At 43.9% G+C, this 14,759-nt stretch carries 30 protein-coding genes; all 30 read left to right on the plus strand.

Annotation, left to right across the window (positions count from 1 at the left end):
* Positions 1-155: EF-Tu C-terminal domain-related protein (locus H8792_RS11845; protein WP_456119858.1), on the plus strand; the 155-nt coding region annotated here is incomplete at its 5' end.
* 178 nt (positions 156-333) lie between these two features.
* Complete coding sequence (rpsJ, locus tag H8792_RS11850; RefSeq protein WP_028485243.1) at positions 334-645, plus strand: 30S ribosomal protein S10; 312 nt, start codon at positions 334-336, stop codon at positions 643-645.
* A gap of 61 nt (positions 646-706) precedes the next feature.
* Positions 707-1,342 (plus strand): 50S ribosomal protein L3, encoded by a 636-nt coding sequence (gene rplC, locus H8792_RS11855; protein ID WP_185979178.1) that lies wholly within the window; start codon positions 707-709, stop codon positions 1,340-1,342.
* A gap of 10 nt (positions 1,343-1,352) precedes the next feature.
* A complete protein-coding gene (gene rplD, locus H8792_RS11860; RefSeq protein WP_185979179.1) occupies positions 1,353-1,973 on the plus strand; it encodes a 50S ribosomal protein L4 in 621 nt (206 codons plus the stop codon).
* A complete protein-coding gene (gene rplW, locus H8792_RS11865; protein ID WP_185979180.1) occupies positions 1,970-2,266 on the plus strand; it encodes a 50S ribosomal protein L23 in 297 nt (98 codons plus the stop codon). Before rplD ends, rplW begins: the two co-directional genes overlap by 4 nt.
* Positions 2,267-2,277: 11 nt before the next feature.
* On the plus strand, positions 2,278-3,108 hold the full coding sequence (rplB, locus tag H8792_RS11870; protein WP_185979181.1) for a 50S ribosomal protein L2: 831 nt from the start codon (positions 2,278-2,280) through the stop codon (positions 3,106-3,108).
* A gap of 12 nt (positions 3,109-3,120) precedes the next feature.
* Positions 3,121-3,396 (plus strand): 30S ribosomal protein S19, encoded by a 276-nt coding sequence (gene rpsS / locus H8792_RS11875; RefSeq protein WP_173284028.1) that lies wholly within the window; start codon positions 3,121-3,123, stop codon positions 3,394-3,396.
* Positions 3,397-3,411: 15 nt separating this feature from the next.
* Positions 3,412-3,744: a 50S ribosomal protein L22 gene (rplV, locus tag H8792_RS11880; RefSeq protein WP_185979182.1), complete on the plus strand. Its 333-nt coding sequence runs from the start codon at positions 3,412-3,414 to the stop codon at positions 3,742-3,744.
* 11 nt (positions 3,745-3,755) lie between these two features.
* Complete coding sequence (gene rpsC, locus H8792_RS11885) at positions 3,756-4,433, plus strand: 30S ribosomal protein S3 (protein ID WP_185979183.1); 678 nt, start codon at positions 3,756-3,758, stop codon at positions 4,431-4,433.
* A 14-nt stretch (positions 4,434-4,447) separates the two neighbouring features.
* A complete protein-coding gene (gene rplP, locus H8792_RS11890) occupies positions 4,448-4,861 on the plus strand; it encodes a 50S ribosomal protein L16 (protein ID WP_185979184.1) in 414 nt (137 codons plus the stop codon).
* Complete coding sequence (rpmC, locus tag H8792_RS11895; protein WP_185979185.1) at positions 4,862-5,053, plus strand: 50S ribosomal protein L29; 192 nt, start codon at positions 4,862-4,864, stop codon at positions 5,051-5,053. It abuts the gene before it with no gap.
* Between the two features lie 2 nt (positions 5,054-5,055).
* Positions 5,056-5,319 (plus strand): 30S ribosomal protein S17, encoded by a 264-nt coding sequence (gene rpsQ / locus H8792_RS11900; protein WP_185979186.1) that lies wholly within the window; start codon positions 5,056-5,058, stop codon positions 5,317-5,319.
* A gap of 150 nt (positions 5,320-5,469) precedes the next feature.
* Positions 5,470-5,838, plus strand: coding sequence for a 50S ribosomal protein L14 (rplN, locus tag H8792_RS11905; RefSeq protein ID WP_185979187.1), 369 nt, complete (start codon positions 5,470-5,472; stop codon positions 5,836-5,838).
* Positions 5,839-5,848: 10 nt separating this feature from the next.
* Positions 5,849-6,163 (plus strand): 50S ribosomal protein L24, encoded by a 315-nt coding sequence (gene rplX, locus H8792_RS11910; protein WP_185979188.1) that lies wholly within the window; start codon positions 5,849-5,851, stop codon positions 6,161-6,163.
* 16 nt (positions 6,164-6,179) lie between these two features.
* Complete coding sequence (rplE, locus tag H8792_RS11915) at positions 6,180-6,719, plus strand: 50S ribosomal protein L5 (RefSeq protein WP_185979189.1); 540 nt, start codon at positions 6,180-6,182, stop codon at positions 6,717-6,719.
* Between the two features lie 12 nt (positions 6,720-6,731).
* Positions 6,732-7,037: a 30S ribosomal protein S14 gene (gene rpsN / locus H8792_RS11920; RefSeq protein WP_185979190.1), complete on the plus strand. Its 306-nt coding sequence runs from the start codon at positions 6,732-6,734 to the stop codon at positions 7,035-7,037.
* Between the two features lie 12 nt (positions 7,038-7,049).
* Positions 7,050-7,445, plus strand: coding sequence for a 30S ribosomal protein S8 (gene rpsH / locus H8792_RS11925; RefSeq protein ID WP_185979191.1), 396 nt, complete (start codon positions 7,050-7,052; stop codon positions 7,443-7,445).
* Positions 7,446-7,457: 12 nt separating this feature from the next.
* Entirely contained in the window at positions 7,458-7,991 is a 534-nt protein-coding gene (gene rplF, locus H8792_RS11930; RefSeq protein ID WP_185979192.1) for a 50S ribosomal protein L6, read from the plus strand.
* A gap of 14 nt (positions 7,992-8,005) precedes the next feature.
* Positions 8,006-8,359, plus strand: a complete 354-nt coding sequence (rplR, locus tag H8792_RS11935; protein WP_185979193.1) for a 50S ribosomal protein L18 — start codon at positions 8,006-8,008, stop codon at positions 8,357-8,359.
* 17 nt (positions 8,360-8,376) lie between these two features.
* Positions 8,377-8,886: a 30S ribosomal protein S5 gene (gene rpsE / locus H8792_RS11940; RefSeq protein WP_185979194.1), complete on the plus strand. Its 510-nt coding sequence runs from the start codon at positions 8,377-8,379 to the stop codon at positions 8,884-8,886.
* 1 nt (position 8,887) lies between these two features.
* Positions 8,888-9,073 (plus strand): 50S ribosomal protein L30, encoded by a 186-nt coding sequence (rpmD, locus tag H8792_RS11945; protein ID WP_185979195.1) that lies wholly within the window; start codon positions 8,888-8,890, stop codon positions 9,071-9,073.
* A gap of 1 nt (position 9,074) precedes the next feature.
* Entirely contained in the window at positions 9,075-9,509 is a 435-nt protein-coding gene (gene rplO, locus H8792_RS11950) for a 50S ribosomal protein L15 (protein WP_185979196.1), read from the plus strand.
* A 2-nt stretch (positions 9,510-9,511) separates the two neighbouring features.
* Complete coding sequence (gene secY, locus H8792_RS11955; RefSeq protein WP_185979197.1) at positions 9,512-10,822, plus strand: preprotein translocase subunit SecY; 1,311 nt, start codon at positions 9,512-9,514, stop codon at positions 10,820-10,822.
* Between the two features lie 88 nt (positions 10,823-10,910).
* Entirely contained in the window at positions 10,911-11,267 is a 357-nt protein-coding gene (rpsM, locus tag H8792_RS11960) for a 30S ribosomal protein S13 (RefSeq protein WP_185979198.1), read from the plus strand.
* A gap of 20 nt (positions 11,268-11,287) precedes the next feature.
* Positions 11,288-11,677, plus strand: coding sequence for a 30S ribosomal protein S11 (rpsK, locus tag H8792_RS11965; protein WP_185979199.1), 390 nt, complete (start codon positions 11,288-11,290; stop codon positions 11,675-11,677).
* Between the two features lie 14 nt (positions 11,678-11,691).
* Positions 11,692-12,312: a 30S ribosomal protein S4 gene (gene rpsD, locus H8792_RS11970; protein ID WP_185979200.1), complete on the plus strand. Its 621-nt coding sequence runs from the start codon at positions 11,692-11,694 to the stop codon at positions 12,310-12,312.
* Between the two features lie 23 nt (positions 12,313-12,335).
* Positions 12,336-13,316: a DNA-directed RNA polymerase subunit alpha gene (locus tag H8792_RS11975; RefSeq protein WP_185979201.1), complete on the plus strand. Its 981-nt coding sequence runs from the start codon at positions 12,336-12,338 to the stop codon at positions 13,314-13,316.
* Between the two features lie 15 nt (positions 13,317-13,331).
* Positions 13,332-13,718 (plus strand): 50S ribosomal protein L17, encoded by a 387-nt coding sequence (gene rplQ / locus H8792_RS11980; protein ID WP_185979202.1) that lies wholly within the window; start codon positions 13,332-13,334, stop codon positions 13,716-13,718.
* A 69-nt stretch (positions 13,719-13,787) separates the two neighbouring features.
* Positions 13,788-14,528 carry a TatD family hydrolase gene (locus tag H8792_RS11985; protein WP_185979203.1) on the plus strand — a complete coding sequence of 247 codons (741 nt, stop codon included), beginning with the start codon at positions 13,788-13,790 and terminating at the stop codon, positions 14,526-14,528.
* 12 nt (positions 14,529-14,540) lie between these two features.
* Positions 14,541-14,759: ThiF family adenylyltransferase (locus H8792_RS11990; protein WP_185979204.1), on the plus strand; the 219-nt coding region annotated here is incomplete at its 3' end.

Consider the following 14,759-nt stretch of genomic DNA (forward strand, 5'->3'; position numbering starts at 1 on the left):
TACCAGCTGGTACTGAAATGGTTATGCCAGGTGACAACGTTCAAATGACCGTTGAGTTGATCAACCCAATCGCCATGTCAGATGGTCTACGTTTCGCGATCCGTGAAGGTGGACGTACTGTTGGTGCAGGTGTTGTTGCTAAAATTATCGAGTAATATTCGAAATTTTTAGTTAGCAATAGCATCAATTGAAAAGGGAGCTTCGGCTCCCTTTTTTTATAATAAAAATAAGGGCTTGTTTTCATTATATTTAGTTGTTATAATCCGCACCCTTAGTTTGCATGTTCCGAAAAAGGCATGTTTTTCTAAACACTAATACAAATGAGAAGAAATTATGGCGACTCAAAATATTCGTATTCGCTTGAAAGCGTTTGATCACCGTTTGATTGATCAATCTGCTCGTGAAATTACGGAAACTGCTAAGCGTACTGGTGCTCAGGTTCGTGGTCCGATCCCGATGCCAACTCGCAAAGAGCGTTTTACAGTTTTGATCTCTCCTCACGTCAATAAAGATGCTCGTGATCAGTACGAACTACGTACTCACAAACGTCTTCTAGACATCGTAGACCCAACTGATAAAACAGTTGATGCTCTTATGAAGCTAGATTTGGCTGCAGGTGTAGATGTTCAATTGGAATTGCGTTAAGCAAATCGTAGTTGGTCATCAATCGCAATGACTGACATTTTTATAATAATGAGGTAATGATATGTCTATTGGTATCATTGGTAAAAAAATCGGAATGACTCGTGTATTCAACGCTGAGGGTGTTTCGACTCCGGTAACTGTTATCGAAGTTGAGCCTAACCGCATTACACAGATCAAAACGTTGGAAACTGACGGTTATTCTGCGATTCAAGTTACCACAGGTTCAGTTCACGCTGGACGTATTAACAAGCCTGCTGCCGGTCACTTCGCGAAAGCGGGTGTAGAAGCTGGTCGTGGTCTTTGGGAATTCCGTGCTGATTCATCTGAAATCGAAGGTTTGGAAATCGGTTCTGAGCTTACTGTTGAGCGTTTTAGCGAGATCGCAGTAGTTGATGTAACTGGTACTACCAAAGGTAAAGGTTTCCAAGGTGGTATTAAGCGTCACAACTTCGGTATGCAAGACGCAACTCACGGTAACTCTTTGTCTCACCGTTCTAACGGTTCGATCGGTCAAAACCAGACTCCAGGTCGCGTTTTCAAAGGTAAGAAAATGTCTGGACACATGGGTAACGTTCGTCAAACAACACAGAACTTGGATTTGGTGAAAGTGGACGCTGAAAACGGTCTATTGTTGATCCGTGGTGCAGTCCCTGGTGCTAAAAACAGTACTGTCATTGTTCGTAAAGCTGTGAAGTAAGGTGGGCATGATGGATTTGAAATTAATTGAACTAGCCACAGGTAAAGAAAACGGGACTGTTTCTGTTTCCGACGCTCTTTTCGGTGTGGATTTTAACGAAGCCTTGGTTCACCAGGTTGTGACTGCTTACATGAACGCAGGACGTGCTGGGACTAAAGGTCAAAAGAACCGTTCAGCAGTGAGCGGTGGTGGTGCTAAGCCATGGCGTCAAAAAGGTACGGGTCGAGCTCGTGCCGGTACGACTCGTAGCCCGGTATGGGTTGGCGGTGGTCGTGCTTTCCCTGGTCACAACCGTGATTTCTCTCAGAAAGTAAATAAGAAAATGTATCGCGGTGCGATGCGTTCTATTATCGCTGAATTGAATCGCTCAGGTCGCCTTATCGTTGTTGATGACTTTAAAGTGGAAGCGCCTAAAACTAAAGAATTTAAAGCCAAACTAGCACAGTTGAACGTTTCAGATGCGTTGGTTGTAACTGAAGGTTTTGATGAGTACTTGTATCTTTCTGCACGTAATCTTTACGCAGCAGACGTTTGTGATGCAGCTTCAATCGATCCGGTTAGCCTGGTCGGTTTCCAGAATGTTGTAATGACTCAAGGTGCAGTTAAGCAACTAGAGGAGCAATTGGCATGAATCAAGAAAGAATTCTAAAAGTGTTGCTTGCACCACACGTTTCAGAAAAATCAGCCATTATGGCGGATTCTGCTGAGCAATACGTGTTCAAAGTTGTGCCTAATGCAACTAAAACAGAAGTTAAAGCAGCGGTTGAGTCTTTGTTTGACGTTAAGGTTCAGTCGGTAAACATGATTAACATCAAAGGTAAGCGCAAAGTTTTCAAAGGTCGCGCTGGTCAACGTAACGGTGTGCGTAAAGCAATCGTTCGTCTAGCTCCAGGCCAAGAAATCGATTTTGCGTCTGCTGAGTAAGGAGTTCACAGATGGCAATTGTTAAAAAGTCAAAACCGACTTCTGCAGGTCGTCGTTTCGTCGTCAGCGTTGTTGAACCTTCTTTGCACAAAGGCAAGCCTCACGCTGCATTGTTAGAGAAAAAGAGCAAAAGCGGCGGACGTAACAACAAAGGTCGTATTACGGTTCGTCACCAAGGTGGCGGTCACAAACAACACTACCGTATGGTTGACTTCAAACGTAACAAAGTAGGTGTTCCTGCAACTGTTGAGCGTTTGGAATATGACCCTAACCGTACTGCACACATCGCGTTGTTGAAATATGCGGATGGTGAGCGTGCTTATATTCTAGCTCCTAAAGGTCTAGAAGCTGGCCAGCAAGTTGAAGCGGGTGATCATGTTGCAATTAAAGTAGGTAACAGCCTGCCTTTGCGTAACATTCCGGTTGGTACGATCGTTCACAACGTTGAAATGCGTCCTGGTAAAGGTGGTCAGATCGCTCGTTCTGCGGGTGCTTCAGTATCTATCGCCGGTAAAGACGGTTCATACGTTTTGGTTCGTCTACGTTCTGGTGAGATGCGTAAGATCCTTGCTGAATGTAAAGCGACAATCGGTGAAGTTGGTAATACTGAACACAGTCTTCGTAAACTAGGTAAAGCCGGTGCTAAGCGTTGGCGCGGTGTTCGTCCTACTGTTCGTGGTGTGGCCATGAACCCGGTAGATCACCCACATGGTGGTGGTGAAGGGCGTACTTCCGGTGGTCGTAACCCTGTTACTCCATGGGGTGTTCCGACTAAAGGTAAGAAAACTCGTAGTAATAAGCGTACGGACACTATGATTGTTCGTCGTCGTAACAAGAAATAAGGAAGGACACTGATGCCACGTTCAGTTAAAAAAGGACCTTTTGTTGACCACCACTTGTATAAAAAAGTGGTCGAGGCACAAGAATCTGGTAATAAGCGTCCAATCAAAACCTGGTCAAGAAGATCAATGATTCTTCCTGAGATGATTGGATTAACTATCGCAGTTCACAACGGTAAAGAGCACATCCCTGTTTTCGTTTCTGAGAACATGGTTGGCCACAAGCTAGGTGAATTCTCAATGACTCGCTACTACCGCGGCCACGCTGCGGATAAGAAAGCGAAACGTTAATTTTAGGAGATTAAAATGCAAGTAAGTGCTACTCATAAGTTTGCTCGTATCTCTCCACAGAAGGCGCGTTTAGTCGTTGATATGATCCGTGGAAAAGATGTTGAAGCAGCAGTAAACATCCTAGCGTTCAGTGATAAAAAAGCGGCTGCATTGGTTAAGAAAGTTCTTAACTCTGCAATTGCAAACGCTGAAAACAACGAAGGTGCTGATATTGACGAATTGAAAGTCACAGCTGCTTTCGTAAATGAAGGCCCTATCATGAAGCGTATGCGCGCTCGTGCTAAAGGTCGTGGTAACCGCATCTTGAAGCGTATTAGCCACATCACTGTAACTGTTGGCGATAAGTAAGGAGAATCAGAATGGGTCAAAAAGTACATCCAGTCGGAATTCGTCTTGGTATCACTAAAGATTGGAATGCTCGCTGGTATGCGGATAGCAAAAACTATTCTGACTTCTTGGTGAGTGATATTGAGATTCGTAATGAATTAAACAAAAAGCTTGCTCACGCATCGATTAGTAAAATCAATATCGAGCGCGTTGCAAACGGTATTCGTGTCACCATTCATACTGCTCGCCCTGGTGTGGTTATCGGTAAGAAAGGTGAAGATATTGAGAAGTTGAAGCAGTCTCTAACTGCAAAAACTGGTATGCCGGTTAACATCAATATCGAAGAAATCAAGAAGCCTGAACTTGATGCAAAATTGGTTGGTGAGTCTATCGCTCAACAGCTGGAGAAGCGTATTCAGTTCCGTCGCGCTATGAAACGTGCGGTTGGTAATGCAATGCGTCTTGGTGCTGAAGGTATTAAAGTTACGGTTTCTGGTCGTCTAAACGGTGCGGATATCGCGCGTGCAGAATGGTATCGTGAAGGACGTGTTCCTCTTCATACATTCCGTGCTGACATTGATTATGCAACTTTTGAAGCGGATACTACCTACGGTAAGATCGGTGTTAAAGTTTGGATTTTCAAAGGTGAGAAGCTTGGTAAGCTAGCTCTTGAAGACAACCAATCTAAGGGCAAAAAAGGCCGTAAATAAAAGGAATACTAACTATGTTAATGCCTAAGCGTACAAAATTTAGAAAAGTACAAAAAGGTCGTAACCGTGGTCTAGCACAAGCTGGCAACAAAGTTAGCTTCGGTGAATTCGGTCTTAAAGCTTTAGAACGCGGTCGTATGACTTCACGTCAGATCGAAGCTGGTCGTCGTGTTATGACTCGTCACGTAAGACGTGGCGCGAAAATTTGGATCCGTGTATTCCCGGACAAACCAATTACTAACAAGCCTCTTGAGGTTCGTATGGGTAAAGGTAAAGGTTCTGTTGAATACTGGGTTGCGCAAATTCAACCAGGTCGCGTACTTTATGAAATTCAAGGTGTTGATGAGAAGTTGGCCCGTGAAGCTTTCGAGCTAGCGGCAGCAAAACTACCATTTAAAACACAAGTTGTAAAAAGAACGGTGATGTAAATGACTGCAAAAGAACTAAACGAAAAGTCAGTTGAAGAGCTACGCGCTGAACTGCTTGAACTTTTGAAAGAACAGTTCAACTTGAGAATGCAGCACGCAACTGGTCAATTGGCAAATTCTGCTCAATTGAAAAAAGTACGTCGTACTATCGCGCGTGTTAAAACCATCATTCGTCAAAAAGTGAGTAAGTAAGAATGGCTGGTCAAGAAAATAAAGCACGTACAATGCAAGGTGTTGTTGTTAGCAACAAAATGAACGATTCAATCGTTGTTTCTATCAACCGTTTCATCAAGCATGCTAAGTACAAGAAATTCGTTAAGAAGTCGACTAAAATCATGGCTCATGATGCTGATAATACAGCTGGTATCGGTGATACTGTTACCATCCAAGAGTCAAAACCAATCTCTAAGAATAAGTCTTGGATCTTGGTAAGCATCGACGAAAAAGCGAAAATTTAACTTTTATAGCATTTCCAAAAATTATCTGGTATAATTCGCGGAATTTCAAAAAACCACTCTAAGGAAGCAAGCCTGAAATTGATCAGGGACTGCTCCTTCGAGTGGTTTTTGTGCTACACGAAATTTTTAATTTATGGATGGAGAACCACCATGATTCAGATGCAAACAGTGCTTGAAGTTGCTGATAACAGCGGAGCACGACGTGTCCAATGTATTAAAGTGTTGGGCGGTTCTCACCGTCGTTACGCTAACGTTGGTGACGTTATTAAAGTGAGTGTAAAAGAAGCTACACCACGCGGTAAAGTGAAGAAAGGTGATGTCTATAACGCGGTTGTTGTACGCACAGCAAGTGGCGTTCGACGTCAAGATGGCTCTTTGATTAAGTTTGACGGCAATGCGGCTGTTATTCTTAACGCTAAGCACGAGCCTATCGGAACACGTATCTTCGGTCCAGTAACTCGTGAGCTTCGTAATGAAAAATTTATGAAAATTGTTTCATTGGCTCCTGAAGTTCTATAAGGAAGAAGTAATGAATCGTTTAAGAAAAGGTGACGAAGTTATCGTTATTGCCGGTAAAGACAAAGGGAAACGTGGTTCCGTTTCTTCAGTTATGGCAAACGGTAAAGTTGTGGTAGATGGTATCAACCTAGTTAAGAAACACACCCGTGCAAATCCTATGACTGGTGCGCAAGGCGGTATCGTTTCTAAAGAGATGCCGATTGATGCCTCTAATGTGGCGCTGGTAAACCCTGAAACAAACGAAGCGGACAAAGTTGGTTTCCGTGTTGAAGGTGAAGCCAAGATCCGCTTCTTTAAATCTACTGGTAAAGCGGTTGACGCTTAATAAAGGGTAGAGAGAAATGGCAAGATTACAAAAAGTCTACAAAGATCAAGTTGTTCCTAAGTTGATGGAACAGTTTGGATATAAATCAACAATGCAAGCCCCTAAGCTGACTAAGATCACCATTAATATGGGTGTGGGCGATGCAATTGGCGATAAAAAAGTGCTTGATAACGCAGTTGCTGACATGGAAACAATCACCGGTCAGAAAGCGGTCCGTACATTGGCCCGTAAATCTGTTGCAAGCTTTAAAGTTCGTGATGGTTACCCACTAGGTTGTAAAGTAACGCTTCGCGGTGAAAGAATGTATGAATTCCTAGATCGTCTAATCAACATCGCGTTGCCACGTGTACGTGACTTCCGTGGTGTGAACCCTAAGGCATTTGACGGTCGCGGTAACTACAACTTGGGCCTGAAAGAGCAAATTATTTTCCCTGAAATCGAGTTTGAAAAAGTTGACAAGATCCGCGGTATGGACATCAACTTCGCAACGACTGCGCAAACTAACGATGAAGCGAAAGCTCTTTTAGAAGCCTTTAATTTCCCATTCAAGAAATAAGAGGTTTTTCTAATGGCTAAGTTATCTATGATTGCTCGCGAAACGAAGCGTGCTAAAGCGGTTGAGAAGTACGCTGCGAAGCGTGCTGAGCTTAAGAAAATCATCAAGGATCCAGACGTTGACTTCAGTACACGTATGGATGCTGTTGATGCGCTAAACAAATTGCCTCGTGATGGTTCACCGGTACGTCGTCAAAACCGTTGTCGTTTGACTGGCCGTCCTCACGGTGTTTATAGAAAGTTTGGTTTGTCACGTAATATGCTACGTCAATTGGCGATGCAAGGTGACGTTCCTGGTTTAAGAAAAGCTAGTTGGTAAGGATAAATATCTATGAGTATGTCTGATCCAATCGCTGATATGTTGACTCGCATCCGCAACGGTCAAATGGCCGGCCATGCGAAAGTTGTGATGCCTTCTTCAAAGATGAAAGCTTCTCTAGCGAAAGTATTGAGCGATGAAGGTTATATTTCTGCATTCAGCATTAATGAAAATGAAGGTAAAGCTGAGCTTTCAGTTGACCTTAAATATTTTAACGGTAAGCCTGTTATTGAAATGGTTAAGCGTGTAAGCCGTCCTGGTCTTCGCGTTTACAAAAACAAAGATGAGCTACCGAAAGTTATTGGCGGTCTAGGTATCGCTGTAATTTCAACTTCGAAAGGTATTATGACTGACCGCGATGCTCGTACTGCGGGTGTTGGTGGTGAAGTTATTTGCTACGTAGCATAAGGAATTTGAATTATGTCTAGAATTGCAAAGGCTCCTGTAACTGTACCTGCCGGCGTTGAAGTAATGGTTAATGGTTCTGAAGTAACTGTTAAAAGCTCAAAAGCAACTTTGACCAAAGTATTCAATGACGTAGTTGTGATCAACGCGTCTGAAGGTCAAGTCGTTTGCGCTCCTGTTGAAGGTGCGACAAACGGTTGGGCTCAAGCAGGTACTGTCCGTTCAGTGATCAACAATATGGTGATCGGTGTTACGGAAGGATTTGAGAAGCGTCTTCAACTAGTTGGTGTTGGTTACCGTGCGAAAGCAGCAGGAAACACTGTTGATTTGACTCTTGGTTTCTCTCACCCAGTTGTTCACCAACTTCCTGAAGGTGTGACTGCAGAGACTCCGACTCAAACTGAAATCGTTGTAAAAGGTGCGGATAAGCAAGCAGTTGGTCAAGTGGCTGCTGAAATTCGTGCATACCGTCCACCAGAGCCTTATAAAGGTAAGGGTGTTAAGTATGCTGATGAGCGCATTTTACGTAAAGAAGCTAAGAAGAAATAAGGCTGGGAATTAGTATGGATAAGAAATCAGCCCGTCTTCGTAGAGCTAAGAGAACACGTGGAAAAATCACAGAGCTAAAAATGCCGCGTTTGAGCGTTCACCGCACTTCGCAGCATATCTATGCTCAGATTATTTCTGCTTCTGGTGGTGAAGTTATCGCTTCCAGCTCTACTGTACAAGCGGATATCAAAAAAGAAATTAGCAACACTAGTAATAAAGACGCTGCGGCTGCAGTAGGTAAAGCAATTGCTGAGAAAGCGAAAGCTGCAGGAATCACTGCAGTAGCTTTCGATCGTTCTGGTTTTAAATACCATGGACGTATCCAGCAGTTGGCGGACTCTGCCCGTGAAAACGGTCTTGAATTTTAAAGGAAGGATAATAAATTATGTCTTCACGTGAATTACAAGACGGACAAGATGGATTAATTGAAAAATTAGTAAACGTTCGTCGTGTTGCTAAAGTAGTAAAAGGCGGTCGCGTTTTCGCTTTCTCAGCACTTGCAGTAGTAGGTGATGGTGAAGGTCGCGTAGGTTACGGTAGCGGTAAAGCTAGCGAAGTTCCTGTTGCGATCAAGAAAGCGATGGAACAGGCTCGTCGTAATATGAAAACAGTTCCTCTGAACAACGGAACAATCCAATACCCAATCAACTATAAGCAAGGTGCTGCGAACATCGCTATGCTTCCTGCTTCTGAAGGTACTGGTGTTATCGCTGGTGGTGCAATGCGTGCTGTATTGGAAGCTGCCGGCGTTAAAGATGTTCTTTCGAAGTGTATCGGTACGACTCGTCCGGTAAACGTTGTTCGTTCTACGGTTAATGCTTTGACTAGCATGAGCAGCCCAGAAATGATGGCGGCGAAGCGTGGAAAAACTGTCGATGAAATTTTAGGTGAGTAAGATGTCAGATAAGAAACTGAAAGTGACTCTGGTAAAAAGCACCATCGGTCGTTTGCCAGCACATAAAGCGTGTGTATCTGGTCTTGGTCTAAGAAAGATGCACCAAACAGTGAGCGTTATTGATACTCCTGAAAATCGTGGAATGATCAATAAAGTTTCCTATTTGCTTAAAGTAGAGGAAGCATAAGATGCAACTAAATACTTTACAACCAGCAGAAGGTTCAAAATCTGCTCGTAAGCGCGTAGGTCGTGGACAAGGTTCCGGTTGGGGTAAGATGGGTGGCCGTGGTCATAAAGGTCAAAAATCTCGCTCTGGCGGTATGCCGAAAATCGGTTTTGAAGGTGGTCAAATGCCTTTGCAACGTCGTTTGCCAAAAATCGGTTTTACTTCACGCAAGTCATCTTACGTGACAGAAATTCGTCTTGATACCTTGGCGAACATTGAAGCTGATGTAATCGATATCGCAGCGCTTAAAGCCGCTGACGTAATCGGTGAAAAGATCAAAGTCGTTAAGGTTGTTAACTCTGGTGAAATTACCAAAGCGGTAAAATTATCCGGAATTAAAGCGACTAAAGGTGCCCAAGCGGCGATTGAAGCAGCAGGCGGCACAGTAGAAGCTTAATTATGAACAGTTCAATTGCATCATCAGGTATGAGTGATTTAAAAAACCGGATTCTATTCGTTTTAGGCGCCTTGATTGTGTACCGTTTAGGTACACACATCCCGGTACCTTCAATTGATCCGATTGCCTTGGCTGCAATGTTCGAACAGCAAAAGGGCACCATCCTGGACATGTTTAACATGTTCTCAGGGGGTGCCCTTGAGCGTTTATCCATCTTTGCTTTGGGGATTATGCCTTATATTTCTGCATCGATTATCATGCAGCTGTTGACGGTGGTTTCTCCGACTTTAGAGCAATTGAAAAAAGATGGTGAGCAAGGACGTCGCAAAATTACCCAGTATACCCGTTACGGGACAGTGGTCTTAGCGACCTTCCAGGCTCTCGGCGTTGCCATAGCGCTCGAATCACAAAATGTTAACGGTATGGCTGTTGTTATCGATCCGGGTCTGCTTTTCAGACTGACTGCGGTTGTGACACTGGTCGGCGGTACTATTTTCTTAATGTGGTTGGGTGAACAGATTACCGAACGTGGTATCGGAAACGGTATTTCGTTGATTATTTTTGCAGGGATTGTTGCAGGTTTACCGGCAGCACTTGGCGGAACATTCGAGCAGGTTAATACCGGAGCGATGCATGCGATTACCGTATTCATCCTATTGGCGTTGATTTTTGCTGTGATCGCCTTCGTTGTATTCGTAGAACGCGGACAACGACGTATTCCTGTTCACTATGCACAAAAAATGCGTGGTCGTAAGCTGTATGGCGGACAAGAAACGCATTTGCCGTTGAAATTAAATATGGCAGGGGTTATCCCGCCGATCTTCGCATCAAGCATTATTCTTTTCCCGGCTACCCTTGGTGGTTGGTTCGGTAGTGCTGAAGGCTTGGGTTGGTTAAAAGACATTGCTACGACTTTGTCACCGGGGCAACCACTTTATGTATTGCTTTATGCCCTTGCAATTATTTTCTTCTGCTTTTTCTATACTGCGATTGTTTTCAATCCGAATGAGACTGCAGATAACCTAAGAAAATCAGGTGCCTATTTACCGGGTATCCGTCCTGGCGCGCAGACTGCACGTCACATCGACGGTATTCTTGGTCGATTGACGCTGGCTGGTGCGATTTATATTACCGCCGTGTGTCTGTTGCCTGAATTCTTGATTTTGTATTGGAATGTTCCGTTCTATTTTGGTGGAACATCACTGTTGATTATTGTCATTGTAGTCATGGATTTCATGACGGCAGTGCAAGCTCAAATGCAGTCTAGCCAATATGAAAGCATGATGAAAAAAGCGAAATTAAAAGGTAAATAACCAAAAACGGTTATATATCTGGTATTTACATTGAAAGACGAGTATAATAGCGCGTTTTTCAGTAGATGGAATTAAAGGGAGCGTCAAAATGGCTCGTATTGCCGGCGTAAACATTCCAGTAAACAAGCATATTGTTATTGGATTGACTTCGATCTACGGGATTGGTTCAACCACTGCTAAAGCGATCTGCGCTGCAGTTAACTTAGAACCGTCTACGAAAGTTCGAGAACTAACTGAAGATCAGTTAGAAGCACTTCGTTCAGAAGTTACAAAATTCAAAATTGAAGGTGACCTTCGTCGTGAAGTATCTATGAACATCAAACGTTTGATGGACATGGGTTGCTACCGTGGAATTCGTCACCGTCGTAGTCTGCCTCTTCGCGGACAACGTACAAAAACCAATGCACGTACTCGTAAAGGTCCTGTTCGACCTATTAAGAGATAAGCATAATTGCGAGATTAGATATGGCTAAAGCAAATTCGCGTGTTAAAAAGAAAGCAAAACAGGTTGTGACGGATGCAATTGCACACGTTCACGCTAGTTTTAATAACACAATCGTAACGATCACGGATCGTCAAGGTAACGCATTGTGCTGGGCAACTTCTGGTGGTAGCGGTTTCCGTGGTTCTCGTAAGAGTACTCCTTTCGCTGCGCAGGTTGCTGCAGAACGAGCAGGTCAAATGGCTCACGACTATGGTGTTAAGAACATGGAAGTTATGGTGAAAGGTCCTGGACCTGGCCGTGACTCTGCTGTTCGTGGTCTTCACAGTGCTGGTTTCAAAATTACATCTATTGCTGATGTAACTCCGATTCCTCACAACGGATGCCGTCCACCTAAGAAACGTCGCGTTTAATATTTGAGGTAAACATGGCTAGATATATTGGTCCTAAGTGTAAACTTGCTCGTCGTGAAGGTACTGATCTATTTTTGAAAAGCGGTGTTCGTAGCATCGAGTCAAAATGTAAAATCGATCAACTGCCTGGCGTACACGGTGCAGGTCGTAAGCGTGTAACCGAATACGGTTTACAGCTTCGTGAAAAACAAAAAGTTCGTCGTATGTACGGCGTACTAGAGAAAAAATTCCGTCTTTATTACAAAGAAGCGGATCGTCGTAAAGGGTCTACAGGGGTTAACCTTCTTCAGATCTTAGAAAGTCGTTTGGATAACGTTGTTTATCGTATGGGCTTTGCTTCAACTCGCGCTGAAGCACGTCAGTTGGTTTCTCATAAAGCGGTTATGGTAAATGGTCAATCAGTAAACATTCCTTCTTTTGAAGTGAATGCAGGTGATGTCATTTCTATTAGAGAAAAGTCTCGCAACCAAACTCGTATTGCGCAAGCTCTAGAATTGAAAGCGCAAGCTGGTGCGGTAAGCTGGGTTGAAGTGAATGCTTCTGCGTTCGAAGGTACGTTCAAAAACGTTCCTGATCGTTCAGATTTGTCTGCGGATATCTCAGAAAACTTGATCGTCGAGCTTTACTCTAAGTAACCTAGAAACGGAGATAACCTCTAATGCAAGAGATGTTAGAACAGTTGTTAACACCTCGCTTAGTAGACATTAAACGTTTGAGCGACTTCCACAGCCGCGTAACACTAGAGCCGCTAGAGCGCGGCTTTGGTCACACGCTTGGAAACGCTCTACGTCGAATCCTTTTGTCTTCTATGCCTGGCGCTGCGATTGTAGAAGCCAAAATTGATGGCGTTCTACATGAGTACTCTGCAATTGAAGGGGTTCGTGAAGATGTTTTGGAAATTCTTCTGAACCTGAAAGAAGTTGCAGTAAAACTAAATGCGTCCAGTGACGCTGAATTGACTTTAAATAAAAAAGGTCCAGCGATTGTTCGTGCTTCTGACATCGTTTTAAATCACGATGTTGAGATCGCCAACCCGGATCACGTGATTGCTCACGTTTCCGAAGGGGCTGAACTTAACATGACTTTGCGTGTTGAGAAAGGGATGGGGTACCGTGCCGCTCAAACCGAAGGTGATAGTCAAATCGGTGTTTTGCGTTTGGATGCAAGCTTCAGCCCGGTTCATACCGTGAGCTATGAAGTTCAAAATGCTCGTGTTGAGCAGCGCACAGACTTGGACAAGCTGATTTTAGACGTTGTAACTGATGGAACTTTGGATCCAGAAGATGCAATCAAGCAAGCGGCAACAGTTCTGCATTATCAACTAAATGCATTTGTTGACCTCAAGCATAAAGAGGTGGCCGCTCCGGAAGAAGAAGAGCACGAGTTTGATCCGATCTTCTTGCAACCGGTTGATGATCTAGAACTAACTGTTCGTTCAGCAAACTGTCTGAAAGCAGAACAAATCTACTACATTGGTGATTTGGTACAGCGTGCAGAACCGCACCTGCTTAAAACACCAAACTTGGGTAAAAAATCTCTACAAGAAATCAAAGACGTTCTTGCTCAAAGAGGTTTAAGCCTTGGAACGAAACTAGAGAACTGGCCACCAGCTAGCTTGGTTAGCAAAGAGTCAGCATAATATAAGGAAGCTATCATGCGTCATGGTAAATCAGGTCGTAAGTTAAATCGTAACAGTGCGCACCGTAAGGCAATGTTTAAAAACATGTCTGCTTCACTTATCGAACATGAAGTAATCCGTACTACGGTTGCTAAGGCTAAAGAACTTCGCGGAGTTGCCGAGCCTTTGATCACGCTAGCTAAAAATGACAGCGTTCATAACCGTCGTACTGCTTTCGCTCGTTTAGGTGATAAAGCAGCTGTTGGTAAATTGTTTGATGAGCTAGGTCCTCGTTACCAAGCTCGTCCAGGCGGGTACATCCGTATTTTGAAATGCGGTTCCCGTCCAGGTGACAACGCACCTATGGCAATCGTTGAATTGGTTGACCGTCCAGCGGTTGAAGCCAACAGCGACGCTGAGTAATCTCAGCAAATTAAAAGAAGCCGGTTAGTCCGGCTTTTTTTATGCCTGTTTAATTCGTAAAATAGCAAAATGCTATTTGATACTCACGCCCACCTTGTCGAAGCCTCTACACAAGAACTTCATTCTATTGATTATCCGGTGCTTAATGTCACAACGGATGTCAGCCAGTGGCAAAAAGCACTCGATCTGTATAGTGGCAATCCTTATATTCTTCCGGCGCTTGGCATTCATCCCTGGTTTGTCGAAACGGCTTCTGCTGATGATCTGCAAGTGCTGCAAGGACAGTTATCTTCCCTTACTGTGTATGCGGTAGGTGAAATCGGTCTGGATTTTACTGACAAGCATAAGCACAACAAAGATTTGCAGCTTTCAATTCTAGAACAGCAGCTCGATATGGCCAAGACTCATCAGTTGCCTGTCTCGTTGCATTGTCAGAAAGCGCATAATGACATGATCAATCTTCTGAAGCAGTATGATTTAGGAAAAGCAGGTGTTCTGCATGGCTTAGGCGCCAGTAGGGAAGTGATCAGTCGCTATCTCGACCTTGGATATTCAATTGGCGTTAACGGTGTCGTTTGTCGTGAAAACGCTCGCAGGTATCATGAGATGGTGAGTTATTTCAGTTTAGAACATTTTGTTCTGGAAACCGATTATCCGAACATTCATTTGCCTGGGGAAGATGCTGCACATTTATGTGATTTAAACAAAGTTGCCGAGCAAATTGCTATGCTGACAGGGTATTCGGTTGAGGATGTTCTCAAGCAAACCGGCTATAATGCACGCCAAATTTTTGGTTTTTTACGTGTTTAGTGAGATAAAAATATGGACGCACTGTTCGAACGCAGCTTATTGGTTTTTGAAGAGCAGGGGATAAAGCAATTACAGAATGCGCATGTCCTGGTTGCCGGAGTTGGCGGAGTCGGCGGCTTTGTTTGCGAAGCCTTGGCAAGGGCAGGGATCGGCAAGCTGACTTTAATCGATCACGACAACGTGAATGCATCCAATAAGAATCGCCAGATTATCGCTTTGAACAGCACGATG

Origin of the sequence: Thiomicrorhabdus heinhorstiae, assembly GCF_013391765.2 — a bacterium.
Lineage (GTDB): Bacteria > Pseudomonadota > Gammaproteobacteria > Thiomicrospirales > Thiomicrospiraceae > Thiomicrorhabdus > Thiomicrorhabdus heinhorstiae.

Excerpts from the sequence above, each read along its gene's own strand:
- rpsJ (WP_028485243.1), top strand. The coding sequence starts at position 334 with ATGGCGACTCAAAATATTCGTATTCGCTTGAAAGCGTTTGATCACCGT.
- rplC (WP_185979178.1), top strand. The coding sequence starts at position 707 with ATGTCTATTGGTATCATTGGTAAAAAAATCGGAATGACTCGTGTATTC.
- rplD (WP_185979179.1), top strand. The coding sequence starts at position 1,353 with ATGGATTTGAAATTAATTGAACTAGCCACAGGTAAAGAAAACGGGACT.
- rplW (WP_185979180.1), top strand. The coding sequence starts at position 1,970 with ATGAATCAAGAAAGAATTCTAAAAGTGTTGCTTGCACCACACGTTTCA.
- rplB (WP_185979181.1), top strand. The coding sequence starts at position 2,278 with ATGGCAATTGTTAAAAAGTCAAAACCGACTTCTGCAGGTCGTCGTTTC.
- rpsS (WP_173284028.1), top strand. The coding sequence starts at position 3,121 with ATGCCACGTTCAGTTAAAAAAGGACCTTTTGTTGACCACCACTTGTAT.
- rplV (WP_185979182.1), top strand. The coding sequence starts at position 3,412 with ATGCAAGTAAGTGCTACTCATAAGTTTGCTCGTATCTCTCCACAGAAG.
- rpsC (WP_185979183.1), top strand. The coding sequence starts at position 3,756 with ATGGGTCAAAAAGTACATCCAGTCGGAATTCGTCTTGGTATCACTAAA.
- rplP (WP_185979184.1), top strand. The coding sequence starts at position 4,448 with ATGTTAATGCCTAAGCGTACAAAATTTAGAAAAGTACAAAAAGGTCGT.
- rpmC (WP_185979185.1), top strand. The coding sequence starts at position 4,862 with ATGACTGCAAAAGAACTAAACGAAAAGTCAGTTGAAGAGCTACGCGCT.
- rpsQ (WP_185979186.1), top strand. The coding sequence starts at position 5,056 with ATGGCTGGTCAAGAAAATAAAGCACGTACAATGCAAGGTGTTGTTGTT.
- rplN (WP_185979187.1), top strand. The coding sequence starts at position 5,470 with ATGATTCAGATGCAAACAGTGCTTGAAGTTGCTGATAACAGCGGAGCA.
- rplX (WP_185979188.1), top strand. The coding sequence starts at position 5,849 with ATGAATCGTTTAAGAAAAGGTGACGAAGTTATCGTTATTGCCGGTAAA.
- rplE (WP_185979189.1), top strand. The coding sequence starts at position 6,180 with ATGGCAAGATTACAAAAAGTCTACAAAGATCAAGTTGTTCCTAAGTTG.
- rpsN (WP_185979190.1), top strand. The coding sequence starts at position 6,732 with ATGGCTAAGTTATCTATGATTGCTCGCGAAACGAAGCGTGCTAAAGCG.
- rpsH (WP_185979191.1), top strand. The coding sequence starts at position 7,050 with ATGAGTATGTCTGATCCAATCGCTGATATGTTGACTCGCATCCGCAAC.
- rplF (WP_185979192.1), top strand. The coding sequence starts at position 7,458 with ATGTCTAGAATTGCAAAGGCTCCTGTAACTGTACCTGCCGGCGTTGAA.
- rplR (WP_185979193.1), top strand. The coding sequence starts at position 8,006 with ATGGATAAGAAATCAGCCCGTCTTCGTAGAGCTAAGAGAACACGTGGA.
- rpsE (WP_185979194.1), top strand. The coding sequence starts at position 8,377 with ATGTCTTCACGTGAATTACAAGACGGACAAGATGGATTAATTGAAAAA.
- rpmD (WP_185979195.1), top strand. The coding sequence starts at position 8,888 with ATGTCAGATAAGAAACTGAAAGTGACTCTGGTAAAAAGCACCATCGGT.
- rplO (WP_185979196.1), top strand. The coding sequence starts at position 9,075 with ATGCAACTAAATACTTTACAACCAGCAGAAGGTTCAAAATCTGCTCGT.
- secY (WP_185979197.1), top strand. The coding sequence starts at position 9,512 with ATGAACAGTTCAATTGCATCATCAGGTATGAGTGATTTAAAAAACCGG.
- rpsM (WP_185979198.1), top strand. The coding sequence starts at position 10,911 with ATGGCTCGTATTGCCGGCGTAAACATTCCAGTAAACAAGCATATTGTT.
- rpsK (WP_185979199.1), top strand. The coding sequence starts at position 11,288 with ATGGCTAAAGCAAATTCGCGTGTTAAAAAGAAAGCAAAACAGGTTGTG.
- rpsD (WP_185979200.1), top strand. The coding sequence starts at position 11,692 with ATGGCTAGATATATTGGTCCTAAGTGTAAACTTGCTCGTCGTGAAGGT.
- H8792_RS11975 (WP_185979201.1), top strand. The coding sequence starts at position 12,336 with ATGCAAGAGATGTTAGAACAGTTGTTAACACCTCGCTTAGTAGACATT.
- rplQ (WP_185979202.1), top strand. The coding sequence starts at position 13,332 with ATGCGTCATGGTAAATCAGGTCGTAAGTTAAATCGTAACAGTGCGCAC.
- H8792_RS11985 (WP_185979203.1), top strand. The coding sequence starts at position 13,788 with ATGCTATTTGATACTCACGCCCACCTTGTCGAAGCCTCTACACAAGAA.